The organism is Billgrantia hypersalina (genome assembly GCF_052584175.1).
On record NZ_JBMIQI010000012.1, the window covers coordinates 227,248 to 244,777 of the forward strand.

General features: G+C 63.3%; 16 protein-coding genes. 8 read left to right on the forward strand and 8 right to left on the reverse strand.

The window, feature by feature from the left end:
• Positions 1 to 78: 78 nt before the first annotated feature.
• Together ACOJCM_RS11920 and ACOJCM_RS11925 are read left to right on the forward strand one after the other, a co-directional pair.
• Complete coding sequence (locus ACOJCM_RS11920; RefSeq protein ID WP_445212262.1) at positions 79 to 1,311, forward strand: DUF3422 domain-containing protein; 1,233 nt, start codon at positions 79 to 81, stop codon at positions 1,309 to 1,311.
• A 13-nt stretch (positions 1,312 to 1,324) separates the two neighbouring features.
• Complete coding sequence (locus tag ACOJCM_RS11925; protein WP_445212263.1) at positions 1,325 to 1,666, forward strand: antibiotic biosynthesis monooxygenase family protein; 342 nt, start codon at positions 1,325 to 1,327, stop codon at positions 1,664 to 1,666.
• 33 nt (positions 1,667 to 1,699) lie between these two features.
• Here the strand turns inward: ACOJCM_RS11925 and ACOJCM_RS11930 are convergent, their stop codons facing one another.
• Together ACOJCM_RS11930 and ACOJCM_RS11935 are read right to left on the reverse strand one after the other, a co-directional pair.
• Positions 1,700 to 5,326, reverse strand: a complete 3,627-nt coding sequence (locus ACOJCM_RS11930) for a S41 family peptidase (protein WP_445212264.1) — start codon at positions 5,324 to 5,326, stop codon at positions 1,700 to 1,702.
• Positions 5,327 to 5,735: 409 nt separating this feature from the next.
• A complete protein-coding gene (locus ACOJCM_RS11935) occupies positions 5,736 to 7,319 on the reverse strand; it encodes an alpha/beta fold hydrolase (RefSeq protein ID WP_445212265.1) in 1,584 nt (527 codons plus the stop codon).
• 228 nt (positions 7,320 to 7,547) lie between these two features.
• Between ACOJCM_RS11935 and ACOJCM_RS11940 the strand changes: the two genes are divergently transcribed.
• Both ACOJCM_RS11940 and ACOJCM_RS11945 read left to right on the forward strand, forming a co-directional pair.
• Positions 7,548 to 7,970 (forward strand): CBS domain-containing protein, encoded by a 423-nt coding sequence (locus ACOJCM_RS11940; protein ID WP_445212266.1) that lies wholly within the window; start codon positions 7,548 to 7,550, stop codon positions 7,968 to 7,970.
• Between the two features lie 110 nt (positions 7,971 to 8,080).
• Positions 8,081 to 8,590 (forward strand): metallophosphoesterase family protein, encoded by a 510-nt coding sequence (locus tag ACOJCM_RS11945; protein WP_445212267.1) that lies wholly within the window; start codon positions 8,081 to 8,083, stop codon positions 8,588 to 8,590.
• Here ACOJCM_RS11945 and ACOJCM_RS11950 read toward each other — a convergent pair.
• Positions 8,585 to 9,496: a diacylglycerol/lipid kinase family protein gene (locus tag ACOJCM_RS11950; protein ID WP_445212268.1), complete on the reverse strand. Its 912-nt coding sequence runs from the start codon at positions 9,494 to 9,496 to the stop codon at positions 8,585 to 8,587. The genes ACOJCM_RS11945 and ACOJCM_RS11950 overlap by 6 nt on opposite strands.
• A gap of 452 nt (positions 9,497 to 9,948) precedes the next feature.
• On the opposite strand from ACOJCM_RS11950, the gene ACOJCM_RS11955 reads away from it, so the two are divergent.
• Complete coding sequence (locus tag ACOJCM_RS11955) at positions 9,949 to 11,100, forward strand: zinc-binding dehydrogenase (protein WP_445212464.1); 1,152 nt, start codon at positions 9,949 to 9,951, stop codon at positions 11,098 to 11,100.
• Positions 11,097 to 12,140 (forward strand): proline racemase family protein, encoded by a 1,044-nt coding sequence (locus ACOJCM_RS11960; RefSeq protein WP_445212269.1) that lies wholly within the window; start codon positions 11,097 to 11,099, stop codon positions 12,138 to 12,140. Before ACOJCM_RS11955 ends, ACOJCM_RS11960 begins: the two co-directional genes overlap by 4 nt.
• A gap of 15 nt (positions 12,141 to 12,155) precedes the next feature.
• On the opposite strand, the gene ACOJCM_RS11965 is transcribed toward ACOJCM_RS11960, so the two are convergent.
• Both ACOJCM_RS11965 and arfB read right to left on the reverse strand, forming a co-directional pair.
• The gene (locus ACOJCM_RS11965) at positions 12,156 to 13,160 is read right to left on the reverse strand and encodes an ion transporter (protein ID WP_445212270.1); all 1,005 of its coding nucleotides are present in this window, start codon (positions 13,158 to 13,160) and stop codon (positions 12,156 to 12,158) included.
• A 58-nt stretch (positions 13,161 to 13,218) separates the two neighbouring features.
• Positions 13,219 to 13,632, reverse strand: coding sequence for an alternative ribosome rescue aminoacyl-tRNA hydrolase ArfB (gene arfB / locus ACOJCM_RS11970; RefSeq protein WP_445212271.1), 414 nt, complete (start codon positions 13,630 to 13,632; stop codon positions 13,219 to 13,221).
• 135 nt (positions 13,633 to 13,767) lie between these two features.
• Between arfB and ACOJCM_RS11975 the strand changes: the two genes are divergently transcribed.
• Positions 13,768 to 14,400 (forward strand): SDR family oxidoreductase, encoded by a 633-nt coding sequence (locus tag ACOJCM_RS11975; RefSeq protein ID WP_445212272.1) that lies wholly within the window; start codon positions 13,768 to 13,770, stop codon positions 14,398 to 14,400.
• Between the two features lie 159 nt (positions 14,401 to 14,559).
• Here the strand turns inward: ACOJCM_RS11975 and ACOJCM_RS11980 are convergent, their stop codons facing one another.
• The 3 genes from ACOJCM_RS11980 to ACOJCM_RS11990 form a co-directional block, all read right to left on the reverse strand.
• A complete protein-coding gene (locus ACOJCM_RS11980; protein WP_445212273.1) occupies positions 14,560 to 15,174 on the reverse strand; it encodes an exopolysaccharide biosynthesis protein in 615 nt (204 codons plus the stop codon).
• A gap of 13 nt (positions 15,175 to 15,187) precedes the next feature.
• Positions 15,188 to 15,925: a hypothetical protein gene (locus ACOJCM_RS11985; RefSeq protein WP_445212274.1), complete on the reverse strand. Its 738-nt coding sequence runs from the start codon at positions 15,923 to 15,925 to the stop codon at positions 15,188 to 15,190.
• An 89-nt stretch (positions 15,926 to 16,014) separates the two neighbouring features.
• Positions 16,015 to 16,782, reverse strand: coding sequence for a DUF1499 domain-containing protein (locus tag ACOJCM_RS11990; protein ID WP_445212275.1), 768 nt, complete (start codon positions 16,780 to 16,782; stop codon positions 16,015 to 16,017).
• Positions 16,783 to 17,121: 339 nt separating this feature from the next.
• Between ACOJCM_RS11990 and ACOJCM_RS11995 the strand changes: the two genes are divergently transcribed.
• Complete coding sequence (locus tag ACOJCM_RS11995) at positions 17,122 to 17,448, forward strand: thioredoxin family protein (RefSeq protein WP_445212276.1); 327 nt, start codon at positions 17,122 to 17,124, stop codon at positions 17,446 to 17,448.
• Positions 17,449 to 17,530 lie beyond the last annotated feature (82 nt).

The following is a 17,530-nucleotide window of genomic DNA, read 5'->3' on the forward strand; positions in this document are numbered from 1 at the left end:
GCGACAGGGCGAGCCGGGGTTGGCGCTGGGTCTTTTAGACCTTAGTCTTAAGGGATAACCCTCTCTTCAGGCCCTGGCATGCACCCACAACGACAACGACTGCACAACGAGCTGCACGCACGCCCCTCAATCTACTTTTCCGAGCCGGCACACCTCTACCACTACGCCTTCTTCATCGATGCAAAGGCGCACGCCGCCATGCTGGCGCAATTGGGGGAGGCGACTGGCATCGCCTGCAATGCCGAGGCGGCCCAGCAAATCCTGACCTTCCATGGCATGGTGTTGAAGTGGGAGCGGCACACCGAGTTTTCCACCCTGACGCTGCTGGTGCCCAAGGTGGTCGGGAGCGAGCCCTGGACCAACGCGCCAGTAGCGTTGGCGAAGGTCGTCGAGACGCACCAGGCAGCCTTGATCAACGCCACCTTGGTGTTGGTGGAGGAGGGCGATGCCTGGTTGGGTAGCGCCGAAGCCTACGGCTTCAACGACCCGGCCGGTTCGCAGGTCGGCGGCGGCGACGCCACGGTATGGAGCGATTTCCACCTCGATGCCGCGGGATACAATCGTTTGTTGATACTCAACCATGGCCTCAATGCGTTCCGCCTGGGGCGCATGGTGAGACGTCTGCTGGAAATCGAGACCTACCGCATGATGGCCTCGCTCTCGCTGCCCCTGGCCAAGGAGCTGGCGCTGGAATTGGAGGCTTACGAGGTCGAGCTGGGTGAACTCTCCGTTCGCAACGCCGAGCAGGCCGAGGCCAACCCGCGACGGCTTCTGGCCGCGCTATCGCAGCTTTCGGCGCGACTGGAGCGCAGCGGCGCTCGCTCACGTCAGCGCTTCGGTGCCACGGAAGCCTACGCTCGCATCGTCTTTTCCCGTATCGAGGAGCTCCGGGAGGGGCGGGTCGATCACTGCCCGCGGCTGGGGACCTTCATCCTGCGTCGGTTTCGTCCCACGGTGCACTACTGTGCCGCTATCCACCGGCGCCAGAGGGGGCTGGCCGAGAGCGCCGCCAGGCTCAACGACCTGCTGCGAACCCGTGCCCAGGTGGAGATCGAGGAGCAGAACACCAGCATCCTCCGTAGCCTCAACGAGCGGACGAGCAGCCAGCTCAAGATCCAGAAGGCGGTGGAAGGGCTCTCGATCATCGTCATAAGCTACTACATCTTCAGCCTGTTCAAGTTGGGTCTGGAGAGCCTGAAAGCGCTGGGTATCGAGATCGAACCGCAGGCCGCTGCCGCCGTCCTGGTGCCGCTGGGCGGCCTGATCATCGGCCTGCTGGCTTGGCGCATATGGCGGGTGAAGAATCACTGAATGGGAGAGCCGCATGAGCCGCATAGCCACAACCCCGGAGCCACCCTATTACGCCGTCATCTTCACCTCGATCCGCACCGCGGGGGACAACGGCTACGGCCTGATGGCCGAGCGCATGGCCGAACTGGCTGCCCAGCAGCCTGGCTTTCTCGGGCTGGAGTCGGCACGCGAAGCGCTGGGCGTGACGGTGTCCTACTGGGATAGCCTCGAGGCGATCAGTCGCTGGAAGCAGCAGGTGGAGCACCGCGAGGCGCAGCGAATCGGCCGCAGCGACTGGTATGCGGCGTTCCATGTGCGCATTGCCCGTGTCGAGCGTGACTACGGCCTCGGCGAACGTGGCGTGAACGGCGACTGAGCTGCCCCGGGGCCAAGGCGCCTGGGGCAACCCTTACTCCTCCGTGTCGATCCGCTCGAGCAGGTCGGCCACCGCCGCCTCGAGCTGGCGGTCGCGTTCGGCCACCTCGTCCTGCGGCGTCTGCTCGATACTCAGGTCCGGCCTGGCACCGTTGTGCTCCATGTCGGTGCCGTTCGGCATGTACCAGCCGCGGAAGGGCCGTCGTACGGTGGCGCCATCGATGAGGACATGGCTATTGGTGGAGATCACCCCGCCATAGGTCTGCTCGCCGACGAGATGGCCGCGCCCCAGGGTTTGGAAGGCATGGGCCAGGATCTCGGCGTTGGAGTAGCTCTTCTCGTTGGCCAGCATGTTGATCGGCAAGGTGTAGCGTGGCGCGTCCAGGCGATCCTGGGGGTAATGGCCGGTTTCGTCGCGGTCGACACCCGCGGGTACCGTATAGGCGTGCTCGCCGGCCATGATCGAGGTCAGGATACGGTCCGTGGTGTTGCCGCCGCCGTTGTTGCGCACGTCGATGATCAGGCCGTCCTTGTCGACCGCGGCAGCATAGAGGTCGCCCTGGAAACCTTCCAGCGAGGTCTGGTTCATGGCCTGGATGTGCAGGTAACCGAGCCGGCCGTTGGAGAGTTCATCGACCCGGCGCCGACTCTCCTCGCGGAAGGCGTCGTACTTCAAACGGGCCAGCTCGGACAGGCCTACCGTCCGCAGCATGGTGCGGTATTCGTTATAACCGCCGTCGCCTGGGCGATCGAAGGTGACGATCACCTCCTGGTCCACCTGCCCGCGTAGCCGCTCCAGCAGTGTCTCGTCCTCGTCGAGCGGACGCAGCCCGATCTCGGTGATGACATCGCCCCGGGCGAGGGGCATGGGTCCCCGGCTGGCCGGCCCCTCGGGTATCACGTCGGTGACCCGGAACCCGATGCGGCCGTCCTGCTGCGAGACGAGTCTCTCGGTCTCGATACCCAGCCGGCCGGAGGGCTCGCGCAGGCTCGACACCGGCCCTGGGTTGGACACGCCCATGTGCGATGCCGCCAGCTCTCCCATCAGGCGGTTGGCGATATCGCTGAACTCGCTGGGCGTGCGTGTGCGGCGAATCAGCGAGGCATAATCCTCGACCACATCGGGCCAATCCAGGCCCTTCAGGTCGGTTCGGTAGAAGTTTTCGCCGATGATCCGGGCCGCCTCGTGAAATTTCTGCAACGCCTGCTGGCGCAAGTCGATACGCAGCCGGTCGGAAATATCCAGGTATCGCGTTGAGCCGCTGCCCGAAAGGTTGGCCACACCCACACGGCCGTTGGTGATGAAGACGACCTGCTCACCGGTCAGATTGAGCTGTTGCACGTTGGCGCTAGACGCGATGCGGGTACGCTGGCTGCCATCCCAGTTCATCGCGACCAGACCTTCGCTGCCGTCATTGAAGACGTAACGATCGCCGCCCGGGGTCATCTCGTTGGCGGTCTGATGTGCCGGAGAGGCCGTCACCCGCTCGGTGCGTCGCCAGGCATCTTCGAGATCGAGTTCCGCGTGGTCCTGTTCCGCTGCCTTGTCGTCGCGTTCCCGGGTGACCGGAAGCGGAGAGCGGCTCTGGGCCTCCTCGCGGGCGTTACGGTAATAGGTCGTGAGTTCACGCGGCGTGTACGTCTCGATCTCGCGATCCAGATAGACCCGATAGAGGTCGTAGTTCTCGCCGGAGCGATTGGAGATGAAGCTCAGCTTGCGGCCATCCGCCGACCAGCGCGGACTGAGGTCGTTGCGTGGGTGGCGGGTGATATTGACCGGCTCCGCCGACCCATCCGCCGGCACCACGAAGATATTGGCGCTGAAGTCGAGATCGTTCTGGGAGTAGGCAATATAGCGGCTGTCGGGAGACCAGCGCCAGTGCAGGAAGCTGTCCCAGCCCTCGACCAGGGTACGCTCCTCGCCGCTCTCGAGGTCGTGAATCACCAGGTCGCCGCGGCCACGGCGAAAGGCCAGGGACTGACCATCGGGGGAAGGCGAGACGTCACGATCGTGGGTCTCTTCGGCGACCACCGGGCTGACGTCGAACTGAATGGCGTCGTGCCAGCGGGTCGGGTCGCGGTCGGCGGGTAGGTCTTCCGGCACTTCCTCTTCCAGTTCCTCTTCGGGGATGCTTTCGACCTCGACTGGCGGTTCCTGGGAGGGTGTTGGCACTTCGGTGGGTTCGCCCAGCCGCGGAATCAGGACAGGGTCGAGAATGAACCCGGGATCCTGCGGGGCAAAGGGATCTTCGGGCTCCTCGCCACGCACCGCCAGGTCGGGGTCGTGATCGGTCTCGGGGTCTTCCGACATGTCGGGGTCGTCGGCGGGAGCGGTCGAGACGAGCGAGACGGTGGGGTCGCCCTCCCATTGTCGTCTCGAAGCCTGGCCACGGGCGCGCTGTCGCTCATGGCTGCGCCGCACTTCGTCCCGGGTCAACGTCACCCGCGCCTGGTAGATCGACTCGCTGCCGTCGGCATCGTTGACGAAGTAGAGGCTTAACCCGTCGGGTGACCAGGCCAGGCTGTGATGGCGGGCATGCGTGCCCGGTGTGACCAGCAGGGTCGGGCTCTGCTCGTCGACATGGCGCACATAGACGCGGCCATAGGCGATGTAGGCCATGGTCTGGCCGTCCGGGCTCAGGGCGGCCTCGCTGACGTCGCGGTCGATCCGGCGCAAGGTGTGGTGGTCGCGGCCGTCGTCCGGGGCGCGCAGGGAGATGGGCTCGAGTTCCGCATCGGGCTGTTCCAGGTCGAGCGTCATCAAGGTGTCCCAGACCTGCAGCACCGCGGTACTGCCGTCATGGGAAACGTCGAAATGCTGGAGGTCGCGTTCAGCGAACGCGGTGAGACGCTCGATGGAGCGCTCGGCATCCAGCTCCATGCGGTAGAGGTTGACCGTCTGGTCCTCGCGGTCGGACATGAAAAGCAACGTGTCTTCGTCGACCCAGCGGGCCATGCCGTCGTCACCGTCGCGCTCGGTCAATGGCTCGAAGCGATCGGTGCCGAGCTCGTGCAGCCAGACGTTCATCGCATCGGGACCGCGGTAATGGCGACGGTTCCAGTCATGGTAGGCCCCGCCACGGGTGAATACGACGCGCTGGCCGTCGGGAGAAAGCTGCGGTTCGGAGCCGAAGGCATCGTGCAGTCGGGCGTATTCACCGCCTTCGGGTGGGAGCCGGTAAGGTCGCTGGTCGCGATAGACGTCGGCCTCGAGCATCCCTGAAAAAGTGATGATCGGCTCGCCCTGCGCGTCGAGCCCGAACGAGGGATTGCGCAGATGCTGGTCGCCATGGGTCAGTTGGGTAAGTTCGCTGCCGTCCCGGCGCATGCGCCACAGGTTGAGATAGCCATCGCGCATCGAGGCGAACACGATCCATTCGCCGTCGGGGCTCCAGCTGGAATGCAGGTCGTCGAGGTTGTGACGGGTCAGGCGCACCGCTTCGCCTCCGTCGGTCGAGGCGCGCCACAGGTCGCCGCGCCAACTGAAGATGAGTTCCGAACCGTCGGGGCTGATGGAGGGGAACCGCGGCAGGCCGACCTGGCCTGACTGAGCCAGCGCTGTCGTCGGAACGCTGGCGATCATGACGCCCATGATCTTCAGTAGTGAGATGTTTCGTATGGTATGGGAGAGCGACGTAAGAAGTTTACGGGAGCCTTGCATTCTCAAGCCTGTCCTTTGCCGATGGCATGCCCACCAACGTAGCAACAATTGCTAATCCCTTCGAATGAGATCCGACCGGCTTTGGCCAGCCTGAACCCTCCTGGCTAGGCTGCGAGCTGAAAGCGGGCGTTTCGTGGTCGGGGTAGAGATGATGAGTGCGTAAAGCCGGTGCGCTGATTCTGCAACGCCGGCATCTCGGTCGATGGATGGCTTGTTCGGCGCATTCGGCCTGCAGCTCTATCTCTGGCACAAGCTGGCCGAACTGCCGGCGGCCTGGCTCGGCCGCCTGGAGTGGATCGGGTTATGCGCCCTGGTGGTCGCGCGGGTGATGCTCGTGGTGGTGATTCTTGAGCGCTATCGCTGGTGGCTGTGGCCTCCTGGCTGCTGCGTGCGCCGCGCCGGGCATGACTTACCACTCGGGCGCGTCACGGCTTCCCCTCGGGGGTTCGATGACCCAAGGCTCACGCTCGACCTCGTCGCGGCAGCTGGCGTCGACTGCCGCCATGGGATCGTCGAGGAAGGCCTGGATCATCTCCGAGCGGCACGCGTTGACCGGGCTATGGCCCAGCGCCTGATACTCCACATATTGCAGGTTGGGCATGGTGCGCTGGAGGTGATGGCTCCAGCGCGTTCCGCAGCAGGGGTCCATTTCGCCGTGAATCGCCAGAGCCGGCGTCTCGCTCACGGGCGGGTCGTTGTGCTCGGCCGGCACGTCGCCATCCTCTCCCCACCAGGCGCACAGCCAGGGCGGCTCGAAGCCGAGTACCGCTGGCTCGCGCTCGACGGCGGCAATCGAATCGTCACGGCTCGGGCGGTTCGTGCCCATGTCGTTGCAGACATGGGCGAGAAAATAGCCGAGCGCATAGTTCGGTGCCTCGGGCTCCGGGTCGTAGTCGTCGATGCGGAAGAATGTCTCCAGTCGCGAGTAGTCGCCGACCTCTACGTCGGCCACCAGGCTCGGCAGTTCGGCGTAGTCCGAGGCCAGCATCAGGTAGAGCGTGTCGACGAAGGCGGCGCCGTCGAAGTAGAGCGTCTCCGTGTGGCCGTAGGGCGTGGCGACGTGAGTCACGTAGGGGCGGGCATCGAGCATGCGCCGAGCGCGATCGAAGGCCTGCATCCCATTGGGCAACATTTCCCGACATGCCTCGTCCTCGGCGGCGCAAAGGGCCAGGGTATCGGTGAAGGTCTGCTTGGCGGTATAAAGCTCATCCACCGGGGGGCGGTTGCGCAGATGGTTGAACCACGGCCAGCCGAAGATGGCGGCGCGGATGCTCTCGGGGTGGTATTGGATGAAGGAGGCCAGCGTGCCGCTGCCGGTGGAGGAGCCGAAGCCGTCGATGCGCTCATGGCCAAGCAGCTGGCGGAGCTCGTCCACGTCGCGCGAAATGGCGTGACTGTTGTACTGGCTTAAGTCGTGCCCCTCCTCGTTCAGCTTGTTGTAACAAGCCTCCACTGCCGACGTAATGATTCCCAGCCGGTGCATCGGTTCCAGCGAAGCGGTGATGGCCGGGGTATGAATGATGTTGTGATAGGGTGACACCGCGGCATAGTCCGGACACTCAAGTGCCGGTTCGGCATGGATGAAACCGCGGTGATCCATGGTGACCAGTGTGCGGTCGCCCACGTCCTTGAGCAGCTGTTCCAGATATTCGCGGTTGTACAGTGAGGAGTAGCCCGGGCCGCCGGGAAAGAAGTACACCGGTAGCGTGTCGTCGGCTTCCGGATCCTCAGCGTCTGCCTGTACTGCGTCGGTTTCCGGCTCGATCACGGCCACGGGCATGACCACGCTGCTGCCGTTGGGCTCGCGCCAATTCTCCGGGGCATGAAAGGTATGGCAGGTCGCGCCCAGCTCCCGCAGCGCCTCGGTCGGGCAGTCGGCGTCTTCCAGGCGGGGCAGGTCTTCGGTGTCCGTCTGTGCCAGGGTGGGCATTGTGATCAAAAGTGATAGTGGCAGCGCGCCCAGCAGCCAGGCGCAAGCGTCCTTTCCCATCATGATGCGGCCCTCTGTCGTTATCGTTGTTGCGCTACGGTTGGTCGGCCTCGTTAGTCAAAGCTAGCAGCCGAACCCGGTGCGTCAATGTGGCGGAAACGTCTCTTCACCCATGGCAAAAAACAAAGACAGAGTTCGTTTTGATGCGGGCACGGTCGCGAACTATTTTTCCCTATAGATCCAGCAGGGCAGCGCGGACCTGACCGTGCGTCATAGGAAAGGAGGTGCGACATGCAAGTTCGCGAAGTCATGACCAGACGTCCCGATTATTGCCCGTCCGATGCGACCATTCGCCAAGTTGCCGAGCGCATGCGCAAGGACAATTCAGGCTTCGAGCCGCTGGTGGAGGGTGACCGCATCATGGGCACTGTCACGGATCGTGATCTCACGATTCGGGCGCTTGCCGAGGGCAAGAATCCGGACGACAAGGCGAGCTCCGTCGCCACGACCGAGGTGCTGTACGCTTTCGAGGACCAGGACGTGAAGGACGTGCTGCGCAACATGCACGAACAGCATGTCCAGCGCCTGGTGGTACTCAACAACCAGAACGAGAAGAGTCTCGTCGGGGTCGTGACGTTGAGCGACATCGCCGACCATTGCGAAGACGACGAGATGGCGCTCGAGATCGCCAACTGCAGCAAGCACTACCACTGAGAAGCGCGGCTGCAGGCAGCAATACGTTCGGCAGAGCGCGCAAGGTGAACGTTAAGGGCATCGCGACGGCGGTGCCCTTCCTTTTGGTACCTGAGCAGAAGAGAAACACCATGCCTCCACTGCGTCTCGACATTGCTTCGCCCATCGGCGTGATCTCGGACACGCACGGCCTGTTACGCGACGAGGCGATGGTGCTGCTCGAGGGCTGCGAGCTGATACTTCACCTGGGCGACGTGGGAGCAAAGCCCGCCGACGCAGGCATCCTCGATAGACTGGCCAAGCGGGCCAAGCTCTACGCCGTGCGCGGCAATATCGACACGGCAGCCTGGGCCGAAGCGCTGCCGCTGCGCCAGGATCTGATCGTCAATGGCTGGCATCTGCATCTGGTTCATGACATTGCCGACTTCGACGCTGTCACGCCATGCGATGCCGTACTGCACGGGCACTCTCACAAGCCACGCAACGAGTGGCAGCATAAGCGACTGCTGTTCAATCCCGGTGCGGCCGGCAGGCGTCGCTTCCGATTGCCGATCACGCTGGGCAAGCTATGGGCGGACTCGCGCGGCCTGCGAGGCGCGATTCTCCACCTGCCGCTGCCGCCAACGAAGCACGCTTCATGACGGTTCGCGGACCTCGCCGGCCAGAGCGCTGCGGTTTGCGGCCACCAGCTCTTGGCAGGCTACCTCCAGCACGGCATGACGGGTAAAAGCCGAGATATTGGCCATGCGACCCAGGGTTTCGCCGTCTGCGGTCAGGGTGTGCGCGCGCTGGAGTTGTATGTGGCACTGTGGCGAGCGCAAGTGGACCACGGTATCGTCATCCCGTGGCGGATGCCCCAGCAGGCGCGTGGCGAGAAAGGAGAGCAATAGACGCAGCCAGGCGCGCTGACGTATCGCCACGATATCCAACTGGCCATCGTCGATGCGGGCGCCGGCGATGCCGTGCCCACCCCCGAAATAGGCCCCCGAGGCGATGGCGATCGTCAGCCAGCGTCCCACGGCGACTTGCTCATCCCCTTCGATGCGGCCGTGGAAACCGCGCTGAAGGCGAAGTTTTCGCCCCAGCGTGATCAGGTAGCTGAATCGTCCCAGGAGCTTTTTCTCCCGCGGCGAGGCGGCCCGTGACGGCACGGTGCCAAGCCCGATATGAGCGACGTTGAGGTAAAGCTGGCCGTTGATCCAGGCCACGTCGACCTTGGCGGTTTGCTCGCCCAGCGCCACGCGGCAGATGGCCTCGGGGTCGCTGGGCAGCCCCAGGTTACGTGCGAAGTCGTTGGCCGTTCCCGAGGGCAGCACGCCGAGGATGGCGCTGCGTTCAATGCAGATCGATGCGGCCAGGTTGACCGAGCCGTCGCCGCCGGCCACCAGCAAGCGATCGCCGGACCGGACCTGTCGGTGCCAATCGGTGTTGGCAATGTCTCGCACCTGTACCTCCTCCAGGCCCGCCGCCTGCAGGTGCTCGCGCCAGAAGCCGGCGTCGTGGCGACCATCGCCGGCAGCGGTATTGGCCATCAACCAGTAGTTCATCGGTGTCTCCTTCACCTGGGCCAGTCCTGACAGAAGGATAGCCTTCGTGACGCGCGTCTGTCGCATGGCAGGGCCGAGGCCTGGCACGACGCCCACGTCTATGAACGCACCGAAGCCTGGGCGGGCAAAGAAAGAATCCCCAGTTACCGCCATGTAAAACAGAAAAAATACCCATTGATCAACGGTATGCAGTCCCGGCGAGGGCATGATTCAATGCACCCATCGTCACATGCCAACAGCCAGCCCCACCGCATTCGCTTTCCTTCAGCCAATATGAAACATCCAGTCGGTGCGCGATCGTGCCGGCTCGATGGCATCTCGTTATGCGGCATGGCGTGCGAGGCGAATTGCGCGAAGCGCAGGCCTGACCCGGCATGACGAGTGACCTCAAACCAGACCCAGCGAGGAGAATCAACGTGCCTGCAGCCAACGCGCCGACCATTCCGGCCACTATGCATGCCATGGTCCTGACCGGCCACGGTGACATCGACAAGCTGGTGTATCGCGACGACGTCGCCACACCCCGGCCCGGGCCGGGCGAGGTGCTGGTGCAAGTCACCGCGACGGCGAAGAACAACACCGACCGCAAGGCCCGAGAGGGGCTCTACCCTACCAAGGACAAGGGCGACGTGACTTCCTTCGCCATGGGCGGCGAGGCAACCCTGACCTTCCCTCGCATCCAGGGGGCCGATGTGGCAGGACGCGTGGTGGCGGTAGGCGAGGGCGTCGCTTCTTCGCGCATCGGTGAGCGCGGCCTGCTCGACTTCAATCTCTATCCCGATGCGCGCCGTGACATCAACCTGATGCCCGATTACTACGGTCATGGGGCCGACGGCGGCTATGCCGAATACGTCGCCGTGCCATCGGAACAGTTCCACCACGTGCCCAGCCTCGACCTCGCCGACGCCGAGCTGGCTGCCATGGGCATGTGTTCCTACCAGACCGCCTACCACATGATGACCTCGGCCAAGGTCGCCGCCGGGGAGCGGGTCTTGGTCAGCGGTGCCAGTGGCGGTGTCGGTACTGCGCTGATCCAGCTGTGTCGCATCGTCGGCGCGGTGCCCTATGCGGTAAGCCAGCCCGACAAGGCCGAGTCCCTGAAGGCGCTGGGCGCCGAGGCGGTGATCGACCGGGGCGACCTGTCCTCCTTCGTCGAACGAGTGCTTAAGGCCACCGGGGGCGCACCCATCGACGCCGTCATGGATCTGGTCGGGGGCGAAATGACCGACTTGTTCATCGATACCATGATCGACGACATGAAGGCCCGCGCCACCTACCCGCGCCTCTCCATCGCCGGGGCGAGCGGTGGCAACCTCAGCGAGATCATGTGGACCCGGATCTACCTGTATCAGGTGCAAATCTTCGGCGTTTCCCACGGTACCCGCGAGGAAGCCGAGCAGCTCATCGAGTGGATTCGCGGTGGCCAGCTCAAGCCGGTGCTGCACGCGGCATTCAAGCTTTCCGAGCTGCACGAGGCCGAGCGTTACTTCGTCAATCGCGGCAGCAACTACCTGGGCAAGATCGTCATCGTGCCTGATGCACAGTGGGCCGAACACGGTGCACCCTTCGCGCTCGAGGGCGACGCTAACAAGGACAATTCATGAGCCACGAACTCACCCTGCAACTGCTCGATACCCACGCCGGTGGCGACGTCAGCCGTATCGTGATCGGCGGCGTCGACTCGCTGCCCGGCGACACCGTGCGCCAGCAGATGGAGTATCTGGAGAACGATGCCGACGGCCTGCGCAAGCTGCTGCTGAACGAGCCCTACGGAATCCCCGAGATGTCGGTCGACCTGATCGTGCCGGCCACCGACCCGCAGGCGCAAATGGGCTACATCATCATGGAGGTGATGGGCTACCCGGTCTATTCCGGCTCCAACACCATCTGTACCGCCACCGCGCTGCTCGAGACGGGGCTGATTCCCAAGCGTGAGGGCATCCAGCACTTCACCCTCGAATCCCCCGCAGGACTGGTACAGATCGAGGCCAGGGTCGAGAACGGCGTGGTCGAAGCCATTACCTGCGGCGGCCTGCCCAGCTACATCGACACTCACAGGGCCCGTATCCATGTGCCCGAAGTCGGCGACGTGACCTACAGCATCGCCTACAGCGGCGGCTTCTATGCGCTGGTGAACGCCGAGGAGCTCGGCTTTTCGCTCAAGCGTGAGGAGGAGCGCGCGCTGGCGGAGTGTGCCCACCGCATCGTCGAGGCGATTCAGGCCCACAGCGGTTTTTCGCACTACACACTGGGTGACGTGGGGCCGCTGCCGTTCCTGCACTTCATGGGGCCGGTGGAGCAGATCGCCGACGACTTCTACCGTTCGCGCTCGACCACCTACGTCCATCCCGGCGTGATTTGCCGCAGCACCACCGGCACCGGCACCTCGGCGCGGTTGGCACTGATGCACTACGAGGGCACCATCAAGCCGGGCGACAAGCTGGAAACCGTCTCGTTGCGCGAAACCGGCTTCATCGGCCAGTTCGTGGCGGCACGTGAGGCCGGCGGCGGGCACCAGGTGGTGGAAAATACCATCACCGGCAAGAGCTACGTGCTGGCGCGCTCCGAGATCGTGGTCAACTGCGACGACCCGATGGTCGACTGTGGCGGGGTGCACCATATCCTCAGCTCCCGGCACCCCTAGCGGGGCTGCGTCGACTCAATCGTAGCGGCGTCGCCACTGCTTCACGGCGATCTGTTCCTTGACCAGCTGCAGCATGTCGACGAGCACCTGTTCGGTCACCCGGTCGGTGCGCGCATCGGCCCTCAGCCAGGTATCGAAGCCATTGTCGGCCATGCGCTCCACCAGCGCGGTGAACTCCGGCGATCGCAATCCCTCCATCGCCTCGTGGACCAGGCGGCAGGCCAGGTCGGCGAGGCTCGACTCCATGCTGCGGGCGAAGAGGTCGCCCATCGGCAACCGGCGCAGGCGCTTCACCTCCTGGCTCTCGGCCACGGTGCGCCCGACCAGCGCGCTGACGTAGCGCATCGTATCCTCTCGGTTGCGTGCATAAGCATTACCGATCATCTCTTCCAGGCGGCAGCTGAGCTCCTGGATCAGCTGCTGCTTGCGCGGCATCACCACGCGGTCGACGACCCGTGTCGACAGTGAGTCGCTAGAGCGTAGCTGCTCCTGCATGTTGCCCAACAGACGGATCGCGACACGATCGGAGAGCTCTTCCAGCAGGATGTCGTAATACTTTTCGAAGAAGGCATAGACTTGCCAGCGGCGCATGTCGATCAGCCCCAGGCGCTGCAGGCGATACAGTAGGGAAATCACGCGCAGCACGCGCAACAGCCGGAAACCGCCCAGCGGGATGCAACCCAGCACGTCGTACCAGTGCACGAAGGGATAGAAGAACCAGCGATGATATCGGCGCTCGGCAATGGCGACGGCCCAGCCCAGCAACACGTCGAGCACGAAGACGGCGACGAACGCCAGGTCGATCTCCACGAAGTTGGCGTGTACGTGGCGGTCGTAGGCGTCATGCAGGCCCGGCGCAACGGCCGCGAAGGCATCGTTCAGCGGTGCCAGCAGGAACAGGCTGTCGAAGAGCAGCAAGGCCAGGTTGGCCACCACCAGCACCAGGATCAGCAAGTCCCAGGCCAGATGCAGGCGCTCCAGCGTCGGGCTCAGCGGGCGCGACGACGTCCTCGGGTGCATGGCGGCTCCTTCCTTTGAGATGTGCAGCGATGCGTTAAGCCTAGCAGCCGTTTCTCATTCAGATCCTCGGCTTGCCGCGCAGCGCCTTGGTCTGCCCCTTCTTGGTCTTGCCGTCCAGGCGCTTGCGCTTCGAGGCCCGTGTCGGCTTGGTGGGCTTGCGCGCCTTGCGTGTCTTCACTGCCTCCTGAATCAGTGCTTTCAGGCGTGCCAGCGCTTCCTCGCGGTTGAGCTCCAGGGTGCGGTGGCTCTGCGCCTTGATCACGACCACGCCCTCCTTGCTGATGCGCTGGTCACGCAGCGCCAGCAGCCGCTCCTTGTAGAAGGGCGGTAGGCTGGAGTTGAGAATATCGAAGCGCAGATGCACGGCGCTTGCCACTTTGTTGACGTTCTGGCCTCCCGCTCCCTGGGCGCGGATCTGGCTGATCTCGATTTCGTGGCCGGGCAGTTCCACGTTGTTGGAGAGTCGCAGCATATCGGCCTCATGCGTGCTGAGTGGGGCGTCGGGCAGCCCAACAGGCTAGCACAGAAGGGTTCGGCAGCGCTTGGTGCCTCCTGATGGCGTGGGTTAGGCTGTCGGGTAACTCACAGCTGACGGCGGAGGAGACGAATGACCACACTCGTCATTGGTGCCAACGGCCAGATCGGCCGACAGTTCTGCGAGCTGGCCCAGGCTTCGGACCTGGCGATACGGGCAATGATTCGTGACGCCGGGCAGCGGTTCTGGTTCGACGATCGCGGCATCGAAACCGTGATCGCTGACCTCGAAGGGGAGCTGGATCACGCCTTCGACGGCTGCGACCAGGTCATCTTCACGGCCGGCTCTGGGCCCCACACCGGACCCGACAAGACCCTGATGATCGACCTGTTCGGCGCCATTCGAGCCGCCGACCTGGCCTCCGAACGCGCCCTGTCGAGATTTCTCATGGTCAGCGCCATGCGCGCCGAGCGACCGCTAGAAGCGCCCGAGAAGCTGCGCCCCTACATGGTGGCCAAGCATGCCGCCGATGCCCACCTGCGGACTTCGGCGGTACCATATGTCATCCTCAAGCCGGGCCGGCTGATCGACGCGCCCGCCACCCAGCGGGTCGCCACATCGCTCGACGAGACCGGAGGCGAGAACAGTGTCTCGCGCGCCAACGTCGCCCATGCGCTGCTGCATCTGTTCCAATCGCGCGACCTGATCAACCGTGAATACGTGCTGCTCGATGGCGAGCGGCCCATTGCCGAGGCGCTGAACTAGCTTCGCGCTGCGGTGGGGTGTGATTACGCCAACCAGTACCTGGGTTCAGGATGGTGCAATTTTGCAGTCTGAGCGACAGGGTAATTCACGAGGCGCTGCCGCCTGAAGCATGGCGCCCTGGGCCAGCCAGCAGTCGGTTTCTTACCGGGAGTCGGTTTCTTAAGCGATACCCAAGTAGACGAAGACCAGCGTGGCCAGAGTCAGGGCAAACCCCACCGCTGCCAAAAGGCCGTCATGGGTCATCAGGGACAGACCGAACAGCGTGAGTGCCAGGCCAGCACCGTTGGCTGAGAATGGCACTACCTCCATGGGCGGCATGGCAAGTGCAATAACGATGCAAGCAAGGGCGACAGCCACGATACCCGACCCGTGGGTGAGAAGTACCAGCCGCGGCTTGAGAAACGAGTCGAGGAAGCGCGCGGGACGGCGACTCCAGCTCACCGCCTTGTCGAGCTTCCTCTTGGAAACGGATCGGTTTAACAGGAATCTGGGTAACCAGAAACGTTGGGCTCTAAACAGGAGCTGGGTGGCTACCAACAGAACCATCAGTGCCATGAGGGTAGGTACGCCGGGAATATCCCCTATGACAGGAAGCAGGGTAATGATGCCGGGAGCAAGCAGTAGAGGGGCAAATGATCGGCGGCCTACTTCGTCGAGCACGTCACCGAGACTGACCTGGTCAGTGCTTTCGTCATCTTCAGCTTGCTTGAAGAGATCTAGCATTTCTCCAAGGCTATGAGGTTCGTTTCGTTGGCTCGCCCTTGAATGATCCATTTCGCTTCCTTTCTCATTGGCTCGTCAAAAGTAAGATAGAATACAGTGTGGCTCCCAATGTAAAAGGCCAGACTCGACTCTTGCGGTCCTCAGGTAATTCTTCCTTCAGCACGTTGAGAATGATGCCCCCCGCAAGGAAGGCAAACAGCACGCTCGTCGCCGCCTCACTGATTTGAAAGCTCAAGCCAACGGCCCAGCCTAGGCCAATGAAGGCTGAGAGTATCCATCTGCCAAAACTTAAATAAGCGCCTCGGTGCTGATAGTAGAGGCTGTGGTCATTCATCAGGAAATGAAACGCCATAGCAATGACAAAAAAGAGGGTTTCCATAACCGTGCTGTCGCGGTAAACCAGAAGGTAACCAATCAGGGCGTTGTAAAGTGAAAAGGTGCCGATGTGCAGCCAGAAGAGGGGGGTTCCGGTATGAGAGCTTGGCTGCGCTTCACAATTTTCGTGCTCTATGGGTGCAAGTGCTTTCGTCTTGATTTTGTGCTCTAACCCATAGAACAGCAACAGGCCTAGGAGAGCGACCAGGTAGGCATGACTTTCTATGAACGCTAGAGCAGCCTGCTCCGTCAAGTGCTGCTGCGCCTGTTCAAGTTCGGGGAAGATATGCAAAAAGACGTACGAGACGGCGATGCCCCCCCCCAGAGAGAGCCAGGCGCTTCTGGGGATATGGCTGAGATTTCTGAGCTTGCCGGCATATATATGGCTGAGAATCAAAATGCTGATGCTCAGCAACTGTATCAGCATAAGCCTTCCTGGCTATATCGGCGCTACTTAGCTAAAGGCGAGTGGATGGGATCAACGTAGTTGCCGATGAGACAGCCAGCAAGGCGGGGTCAATCGAGTCGCCGCTCGATGGCCTCGAAGTAATCCCGAACTCTTTTCGCGTTGGTCCCCATATCGCCGCGGCCCATCCGCGAGGCCGAACGCACGTCGATTCGCACGCCCTCACCGGTTTCGCTCAGGCGAATCACGACGTCGTCCTTGAAGCCGAACCAGGGGGTGGCATCGGTGGCCTCGATGCGCGTGAGCGAGTTGTCGACCAGGCGCCAGCCCAAGTCCAACACGGCTGCCTCGGCGACGTCATGCACCAGGCCCAAAGGCAGGTCGAGCGTGACGGGCGCAATGTCGGGGTAGGCCTCGCGCTGCTGGCGTGCGAAGTCCTCGCCGGGATACTCCACCGCGTTGGGAGCGGCTTCGCGAGCCGCCGCCAGAGCCTCGAAGGCCGGCGGGTCCTCCGTGTCGGTGGTGATGTCATGAATCGGCGGCGCCGTCTGGGCGCGCTGCCAGTGCAGCCAAGGCACGGCAAGCATGGTTGCGGTCGCGATCAGTACCAGCCCGCCGGTCAATGCCGGTTTCAAGCGACGGCAGAAGATGGCGACGGCCACCGACAGCAGTGCCACAGCGGCCGCCCCGGCGGCGAGATAGACGCCACGGCGAAGCATGTCGAAGGCGCCGCCCAGCGGCAGCAGCTCCAGGCGATAGGCCGGGCCGGCGCCTGCCAGCAGTAGCGCGGCCAACAGCAGCAAAAGCAGGCTCAGCCCAGCAATGCGTGCCGGCCATTTTCCGCCTCGGGGGTAGTGCTGACGTTTCGAAGCTGGCATGACAATTCTCGTCTGGCAGCGGAACGATACCTTCAGCATATCCGCTAGGGGAGAACGATGCCGCATCGTCACTTGCATATCGCAACTTTTCTCCCGCTTGCGGCTGCTATCGTTGCCTTAGGGTCCTGCAGGCCGTAGCCACCATATCGGGGCTGCCTTTCGTGGTGATTCTGCTGTTCATGTGTGCCGGCCTCACCCTCGGGCTGCGACGATGCGAAGGCTCGACAACAGGGCCTTCACGCTAGGGGGACGTTGCGCTACCGCCTCATTTGAGCGCAGCGTACGTCGGCCACTAAGCTTGCGCCTATCGAGTCGGCGGTATTTGACGGAGGACGCGCCATGCCCATGCAGCGCGAGTACATGACCGAAGCGCCGAGTCCCGAGCAGGTGCGTGAGCTCAAAGGCTTGACCGTGATCGAGTTTGGCACCCCTTGGTGCGGTTTCTGCCTGGTGGTTCAGCCGGGGCTCGAGCGTGCCCTGGCCCAGCGCGACGAGGTGCGCCATCTCAAGATCGAGGACGGCCCGGGGCGTCGCCTGGGGCGGATATATCGCGTCAAGCTGTGGCCCACGCTGGTCTTTCTTCAGGATGGAGAGGAAGTGGCGAGACTCGTTCGCCCCGCCAGTGGTGAAGTCATCGAGGAAACCCTCGAACGTATAGCAGGATGAAAGCGCCGACTTGACGACTGACCTCCGTGGGGCCAGCTTGAGTCATAGGGAAGCCACTGAAACGGTGAAGCCAAGGAGGCAT

Bases quoted from the DNA above. Each gene is read 5' to 3' on its own strand.
- ACOJCM_RS11945 (WP_445212267.1), top strand. From the start codon at position 8,081: ATGCCTCCACTGCGTCTCGACATTGCTTCGCCCATCGGCGTGATCTCG.
- ACOJCM_RS11930 (WP_445212264.1), bottom strand. From the start codon at position 5,326: ATGCAAGGCTCCCGTAAACTTCTTACGTCGCTCTCCCATACCATACGA.
- ACOJCM_RS11995 (WP_445212276.1), top strand. From the start codon at position 17,122: ATGCCCATGCAGCGCGAGTACATGACCGAAGCGCCGAGTCCCGAGCAG.
- ACOJCM_RS11980 (WP_445212273.1), bottom strand. From the start codon at position 15,174: ATGGATCATTCAAGGGCGAGCCAACGAAACGAACCTCATAGCCTTGGA.
- ACOJCM_RS11965 (WP_445212270.1), bottom strand. From the start codon at position 13,160: ATGCACCCGAGGACGTCGTCGCGCCCGCTGAGCCCGACGCTGGAGCGC.
- ACOJCM_RS11920 (WP_445212262.1), top strand. From the start codon at position 79: ATGCACCCACAACGACAACGACTGCACAACGAGCTGCACGCACGCCCC.
- ACOJCM_RS11925 (WP_445212263.1), top strand. From the start codon at position 1,325: ATGAGCCGCATAGCCACAACCCCGGAGCCACCCTATTACGCCGTCATC.
- arfB (WP_445212271.1), bottom strand. From the start codon at position 13,632: ATGCTGCGACTCTCCAACAACGTGGAACTGCCCGGCCACGAAATCGAG.
- ACOJCM_RS11955 (WP_445212464.1), top strand. From the start codon at position 9,949: ATGCATGCCATGGTCCTGACCGGCCACGGTGACATCGACAAGCTGGTG.
- ACOJCM_RS11940 (WP_445212266.1), top strand. From the start codon at position 7,548: ATGCAAGTTCGCGAAGTCATGACCAGACGTCCCGATTATTGCCCGTCC.
- ACOJCM_RS11935 (WP_445212265.1), bottom strand. From the start codon at position 7,319: ATGATGGGAAAGGACGCTTGCGCCTGGCTGCTGGGCGCGCTGCCACTA.
- ACOJCM_RS11975 (WP_445212272.1), top strand. From the start codon at position 13,768: ATGACCACACTCGTCATTGGTGCCAACGGCCAGATCGGCCGACAGTTC.
- ACOJCM_RS11950 (WP_445212268.1), bottom strand. From the start codon at position 9,496: ATGAACTACTGGTTGATGGCCAATACCGCTGCCGGCGATGGTCGCCAC.
- ACOJCM_RS11990 (WP_445212275.1), bottom strand. From the start codon at position 16,782: ATGCCAGCTTCGAAACGTCAGCACTACCCCCGAGGCGGAAAATGGCCG.
- ACOJCM_RS11960 (WP_445212269.1), top strand. From the start codon at position 11,097: ATGAGCCACGAACTCACCCTGCAACTGCTCGATACCCACGCCGGTGGC.
- ACOJCM_RS11985 (WP_445212274.1), bottom strand. From the start codon at position 15,925: ATGCTGATACAGTTGCTGAGCATCAGCATTTTGATTCTCAGCCATATA.